Raw genomic sequence first — 7,046 nt, 5'->3', positions numbered from 1 at the left:
AAGCGTTTTTTTAAAAATTTTTAAAGTTTTTTTGAGATTTGTTAATTCTCGTCTCAAATTTTTTAACTTATTGAATTTAAATAAGTTTTTTATGACTTGCTGTGCTTGAGTGGTGGGTATTATACAGGGTTTTAACAGGGTGTCAACGACTTTTTTTGAAATTTGATAAAAAAATCATAAATATTTTGTATATTATTGATTTTTAATAATAAAATATTCAATACCATCTTGCTGTCATCGCCTTCTTTATCAGATTTAATTATTGACAAGAGTTTTTCATCTGTACAACTTAAATCAGTGCTCTAGCTTAAGCAGTAATGAACTCAATTTTATCATCACCAAACTTCATATTAAGTATAGCTATTCAATTTTTAGGTATACCGACTCATACGACCGATGGGCACTGCTAAACTAAAACTGCTACTTTAAATTTTAGGATTGTGGCATGATTAAATGATTAGGTTTGGCTACTGGTTTAAATATCAATAATTATTCCCTGCCGCCACCTTAAGAGAACAATAAATGAAAAAGCCCATACAGAGATAGGGGGTTTTTTATTGTATCAAAATAAAAACAATGACAGTTCTAGGTAAAATCAACCCAAACTACTGGCATGATAATTGATATGGGCAATCTTTAAAATATTAACTCAAAAAACAGCTTTCACCCTTATAACTTAGAATGAGCATTTCTCTTAAAAGTCGTCCAAAATCCTGACAAAGCATAAATCATACCAATGGCAAGTATGCCAACAGGAATGTCATACAACACTACACCCATGACCAGCACACCCACAATCAGGGCGACAAAAGGAACTTTTTGGCGGTCAAATTCTTTGAAGCTGTAATATTTGACATTACTAACCATTAAAAGCCCACAAATAACCGTCCACACTGCACAGATGGCGGTCAATAATGAAGTAAAAGCCTCACCATGATCTTTAAAGACCAACACACTAGCAGCAACCAAAATCGCCGCCAAAGGACTTGCCAATCCGATGAAGTACTTCTTATCCACCGATCCGATTTGCACATTGAATCTGGCAAGACGAAATGCTGCACAAGCTGAGAACACAAACGCAGACGCAATTCCAATCCGTCCTAACTCATGCAAGGCGAAATGGTACATAAGAATGGCAGGGGCAAGCCCAAAAGCAATACAATCAGCCAGACTATCTAGTTGCTCACCAAAGGGGCTTTGGGCATTTAACATTCGAGCAGCTCGCCCATCCATACCATCCAAGATGGCAGATAGGAAAATGGCAAAACATGCTTTCTCAAAGCGTCCTTCGCTACTGGCAATGATGGAAAAAAACGCCGAAAGCATGGACGCAGTGGTAAATAAATTTGGTACAAGGTACACACCACGACTGACCTTTTTTTGGTTACTGGATTGTTCAGCATCTACCGCCTCTAGTTCCACCACCTCAAAAGTAATGCCATCATAATCATCATGGGTGTTCTTTTTGGATTGAGTGTTTGTCATGATTTTTTTTGTTTAAAGAGTTGTTTTATTCACCCACTAGCCATTTAACCACCGCCATCTCATCAAGGCTCATGGCAGGTGCATCTGCAGGTTTTAGGATTGGAGCAAGCGTTTCTAAAATAGCTTTGGCGTGTTCGTCGAATTGCCAAGGCGGATTGATGATATGAAGCCCTGTGCCATTCATGCCTACTGCCACATCATTAGGGTATAGGTTTAGCTCACAAACAAGCTGACGGCGGATTTCGGTGCGTTTCATTTTTCTATAGAACAACTCTACCGCTTCTTTGTTCTTGATGGGATACCACAGCACAAATGTTCCTGTGGAAAATTTTTTGTGGCTTGCCACCAGTAAATCTACCAAACGGCTAAAATCTTTATGTTCCTGCTCAAAAGGTGGGTCTAGTAAGATAACGCCCCGTTTTTCTTTTGGCGGTAATACAGCAGGCACACCCTCAAAGGCATTGCGATGATGGATACCGATAGGGAGTTGGTAGAGTTGGTAATTTAAGGCATCGTACTCATCTGCCACCGCCTCAAAAGCTTCGACACGCAAGGGTGCATTACTTGAATGGTTCAAGGCATGATTAGCAATCCACCAAGGCGACCCTGGATAGACATGCTTATCGTAAGTTTTGCGAGCAATGTCAAGGTCTAATAGATACTGAGCGATGGCTTTTGGTGGCGTAGTAAGATTGGTATTTTCTAAGGTACGAATACCTCTATCAGCTTCACCTGTTTTGGTTGCCTCTACACCCTCCAAAGAGTACAGCCCACGCCCACCATAGGCATCAAGCACATAAAAAGGTTTGGCCTTGGCACTAAACTGGGCGAGAATCTGTAATAATAAAATATGCTTGGCAACATCAGCAAAGTTGCCAGCGTGATAGGCGTGTTTATAATTCATGATAAAATTGCGTGTTATTTCAAATAACTTATGGTAGCATAACTCACGATTTTTGGCTATTTTTATTTATTATGACCGCTTTCTATGCCGATTGGCACACCCTAATTGACCCCAAATTAGACGACTTTATTACCACAGGCACGATGGTGCTTGACAATGTCTTTGACAAAGATGGCTTAACCCTCTTACAAAATGAAAGTGGCTTTATAGAATATAAAGAAGCAAAGCTTACCCATGGCGAACGAGCAAGTGCCATTCGTGGCGATAGTATTCGCTGGATTGACGAATCTTGCCCTGTGGGTATGGCATATCTTGCAACAATTGATGAACTTGGGCGATATTTCAACCAAACCTTGTATGCAGGCATTCGTTCTAGCGAAGCTCATTATGCGTGCTATCCGTCAGGTTTTGGCTACAAATGGCACTCAGATAATCCTAAAGGACGAGATGAGCGAGTGATTTCTGCGGTATTTTATTTAAATGACAACTGGGCAGCTGACGACGGTGGTCACATCACAGTTGTAGATAAAATCGGTCAGACAAGACAGCTTCTGCCACAACTTAATCGTCTTGTGGTGTTTGACAGCAATCTATTACATCAAGTGGAAATCACCAACCGCACACGGTTTTCTATCGCTACTTGGCTTCGGCGTGATGATAGGCTCTGATGAGTACGATAAGTAAATAGCAGTGCATCATGCTTTATATTATAATCACCCTATTATTTGGGCAGGTTCATTTGTTGCGGGACAACACACCACGCCCTACCCGTCTTTGACTGGCTTGTCAAACCAAGGGGTAGTGTCCACCCCTTAGCTAAAATCTCATCGCACCGCCTAAGAAAAAACCTCTAAAAATTCATACTTAGCGATACGCTGACATTTCTCCCCTGCTGTGGCACAAAGGGCAAAAATGAGTTGTGCACATAGATTTTCTCGTTCAACAAATTATTGGCACGAACCGACCATGTATAGTCGAGACGCCCTGTGTTTTTACGATAATCTAGACCGAGATTGAGCAGATTGTAGCCGTCGGTGGCGTCCTCATTGATATAAATGGGGCAAAGTTTGTTGCGTCCTGCGTTATGATAGGGGCATTCGCTGTCGTATTTGGCGGCGACAGACTCTGATGTGCGTTTTTGGACAAAGACCTTGCTAAACTCCAAAGACGACGACCAATTACCGTGTTCGCCATTGATACGAAATCCAAGACGGTCAGGCGACATTCTAGGAGCGTGGCGGTCAGGGCGTGTGATGGTCTCTTGACCGATGATGGGGCGTTTGTAGATGGCACACTCTTCTTCATAATCTGGGTGCGTTCTGCTCCACCCACACTCCTCTGGGTCTTCGTAGCCAACCAGCTGTCTGTCGCCATAGATATTACCCACAAAAATCGGCTCAAAGTCATACAATCTGCCACGCACTTTATCGCCAAAGACTGCTACTTTATAATTGGGGTTCACTTGATAGCCGACTTCAAGCTCCGCCCCACGAATCTTAGCTTTGGACTGGGTGTAGCGTCTCATCGCAAGGTTGCCGACCTTGTAGAGATTTTCTGGGTGAATAAAGTTATCAAAATTATTGCCATAGACACTGCCTTTGATATGCCATTTATCGCCTTTGAAGTTTAGACCAAGTTCTAAGTTATCCGATTTTTCCTTATCCAAGTTTTTGTTACCAAACATAAAGGAATTGGTCGCCAAATGCTTGCCGTGATAATAAAGCTCCATCGGGCTTGGTATGCGTTCGTTATGCGAATAAGTGGTATCAAGGCGAAGCTTTGGTGTGATGTCGTACAAGGCGGTAATGGCGTAGGATTTGGCGTTTTGCTTGTAGGTCGTCAAATCAGGATACTCTTGGCGAACCGCTCGCCCATAGCGTTTTAGGGTGTGGTCAATCTCATCTAGGTCATAATGCACAGGGATTTTGGTGTTTTCAAAACGATAGCCAGTCTCTAAAGTGAGCTTGCCAAACTTGGCATTGGTCAAGGCAAACAGCCCCAATGATTTTTGGGTGTTCTCTACCAAAGGTCGGCGGTTTTCTGACTTTTCTTTAATGCTAGGGATTAGGGCGTGCGTGCGGTTTTGGGCGTAGTCAGCTCCCCATACCAGACCGTATTTGTCTTTAATGCTGTGATGAAAGCTTAATTTGCCCAGATAAGCATCATTGCCATAATAAACAGGATTGCCCTGCACAAACCGCTCTTTGCTCCCTGTCATAATGGGCTTGCCTTCGTCAAACTCAGTGTGCTTGTAATTGGTGTAGCCTAAATTTAGCTTGACTTTGTCTAGCCAGTTAAATGGCTGATTCAGCTCGCCTTGAATACTTGTGGAGCTTGACCGCATTTCAAGCCAAGGGGCTTTGTGATGATGGTCGTGCTTATGTCCATAGACATGGTCGTGGCTGTGGGCGGGGTCAGCTTCATGGTCGTTGCCGCAGTGGAAATGGAGCGAATCAAGCATGTCGGTGTCGTCCATCAGGTGCGGATAAATCGTCAAATAGTGGCGACCTCGCCCAAGTTTGTTATGAGGGTCGATGACATGGGCAGCACATTCGTCATATTTATGATTGTGTCCCACAAGCCCATAGTTCTCACGGCGTAGGGTATGGGCAATCCCCAGATGACCTTTGTCGCCGATGTAGGATAAGCCTATGGTGCTGGCTTTGGTGTTGTTGTACGAATCAGGCAGATACTTTAAGGTCTCGCCGTCAAACTTGATGGCAGGGACATTGTAAGGATTGGCATCTCTTGCCAGACCCTCCACACGCATCGCCAAACGGCTACCTAGCGGAAAGGCAAGCGAGCCTGTAATGAGCTTTTCGTCCGAGCCTGTGGTATAGCGAAACAAAGACTCGCCCTCCACGCCAGACGGCAGACGGCTTGGTACTTTGCCGTCTATCACATTGATGACCCCAGCAGGCGAAGCGTTGGCGTGCATAAGCGTACTTGCCCCACGCACAAGCTCCACACGACTGGCAAGTAGCGTATCCACCGACACGGCGTGGTCAGGACTGATGTTTGACATATCCGCCACACCCAAGCCGTTGTTTAAGACCTTGACACGCACACCCTCTTGCCCACGCACAACAGGAGCGGATGCACCACCCCCAAAAGGATTAGAATGAACACCTAGCTCGCCTGCTAGGGCATTGCCTAGCGTGGCTGAACGCTGCTGCAACTTAGACTTAGATATAGTGGTGTCAGAAGCCTTTTGGTTGCCAGAAAAAGCACTCCCTGATAGCAAAGTCTTATTTAATGCGACCACCATGGGATCTAATGCCACACTTGGTTCATCATGCAAAATCTCATCGGCATAAACCACCTGTGTTAACAGTGTCAGTATCGCCAGTGGTAAAGTCTTTCGTTTCATCATTTTGTTGCTCCTGTACGCCTGTATTATAATCATATTATAACATAACAATTCTTAATAAGAATACACCTTTAGCAATATTTTATTAAACTTCCATGCAAAAACCGCACCAATATTATGGTGCGGTTTGGCTAAGCAATCAAACCTAACTAAAAATTAGTTATAACCTGCTTTTTTCATCAGCATGATGGCCTTTTGTTGGTTTTGACCAGCAACAGCGACATTGATGAAGTCCTGCTTAAAACTTCCCCAACGAGATACAAGTGGTGTGGCACTTACACGAGCATTGGCAGGATACTCAAAATTACGGTCGGCATATAATTTTTGAGCTTCTGCACTTGATAGCCATTCGATGAATTTTTGAGCCTCGGCTGGGTTTTTGCTGTGTTTTAGTACACCCGCACCAGAAACATTGACATGCGTACCTTTACCGCCTTGATCAGCGAAGAATACTTTAACATTATTTGCAACGGCAGGCGTTTTATTGATCAAACGACCATAGTAATAAGTGTTGGCAATACCCACATCACAGCGACCTGCATTGATTGCTTCTAATAATGCCGTATCATTAGAAAATGGCGTGGTTGCTAGGTTATTCACCCAACCTTTAACGACACGCTCAGTTGTTGCTTGACCGTGATTGGCAATCATGGTTGCTACCAATGATTGATTGTACACATTATTAGAAGTGCGTAGACATAACCTACCTTTCCATTTTTCATTAGCTAGATCAGCATAAGTTGAAAGTTGGCTTGGGTTGACAGTCTTGGCATTATAAAAAATGGTACGAGCTCGCACTGACAGACCAAACCATTGGTTATTAGCAGCTCTTAGGTGTGATGGAATGTTATTTTTTAGTGCAGTGGAATTGATTGAACGAAGTAGCCCCATTTGTGAAGCTTTCCACAAATTTCCTCCATCAACAGTAATCAGCACATCACCTTTGGTATTTTTACCCTCAGCTTTAATCTTTGCCATCAATGGGCCATCTTTATCATTAACCAGTGTAACTTTTGTGCCTGTTTTGGTTTGGTATGCCTGCACAATCGGTTTTAAAAGCTCGTCAGCACGAGATGAATAAACCACCAATTCGCTAGCAAATGCTGGTAGTGCCATCAATACAGCCACCTGAGCGGTCAAAATTTTTTTTAACATAAACTCGTCCTTCTTTAAAAAAGCCAATCTAATGGCATACATTAAAATAAAACACCAGATGGCAATCTTTTGATAAAAAATTTCACAAAATACTGCCGTTTTCTGCTATATTATAATACAATATTGGTATAT

5 protein-coding genes are annotated in these 7,046 nt (G+C 43.0%); 1 reads left to right on the top strand and 4 read right to left on the bottom strand.

The features are described from left to right. Positions 1-669: 669 nt before the first annotated feature. Together pssA and ACERC6_RS07110 are read right to left on the bottom strand one after the other, a co-directional pair. Positions 670-1,485 (bottom strand): CDP-diacylglycerol--serine O-phosphatidyltransferase, encoded by an 816-nt coding sequence (gene pssA / locus ACERC6_RS07115; protein ID WP_284673267.1) that lies wholly within the window; start codon positions 1,483-1,485, stop codon positions 670-672. A 25-nt stretch (positions 1,486-1,510) separates the two neighbouring features. Then, positions 1,511-2,389: a 23S rRNA (adenine(2030)-N(6))-methyltransferase RlmJ gene (locus tag ACERC6_RS07110; protein WP_373628337.1), complete on the bottom strand. Its 879-nt coding sequence runs from the start codon at positions 2,387-2,389 to the stop codon at positions 1,511-1,513. 71 nt (positions 2,390-2,460) lie between these two features. On the opposite strand from ACERC6_RS07110, the gene ACERC6_RS07105 reads away from it, so the two are divergent. Further along, positions 2,461-3,057, top strand: coding sequence for a 2OG-Fe(II) oxygenase (locus tag ACERC6_RS07105; protein ID WP_373628335.1), 597 nt, complete (start codon positions 2,461-2,463; stop codon positions 3,055-3,057). Between the two features lie 182 nt (positions 3,058-3,239). Here ACERC6_RS07105 and ACERC6_RS07100 read toward each other — a convergent pair whose 3' ends face one another. Together ACERC6_RS07100 and ACERC6_RS07095 are read right to left on the bottom strand one after the other, a co-directional pair. After that, the gene (locus ACERC6_RS07100) at positions 3,240-5,762 is read right to left on the bottom strand and encodes a TonB-dependent receptor (RefSeq protein ID WP_373628334.1); all 2,523 of its coding nucleotides are present in this window, start codon (positions 5,760-5,762) and stop codon (positions 3,240-3,242) included. Positions 5,763-5,915: 153 nt separating this feature from the next. Next, positions 5,916-6,914 (bottom strand): extracellular solute-binding protein, encoded by a 999-nt coding sequence (locus ACERC6_RS07095; protein WP_373628333.1) that lies wholly within the window; start codon positions 6,912-6,914, stop codon positions 5,916-5,918. Between the last annotated feature and the right edge of the window lie 132 nt (positions 6,915-7,046).

This window comes from Moraxella sp. E33BD (genome assembly GCF_041807865.1).
GTDB classification, from domain to species: Bacteria; Pseudomonadota; Gammaproteobacteria; order Pseudomonadales; family Moraxellaceae; genus Moraxella; species Moraxella haemolytica.
This window is presented reverse-complemented; position numbering and strand designations above follow the sequence as displayed.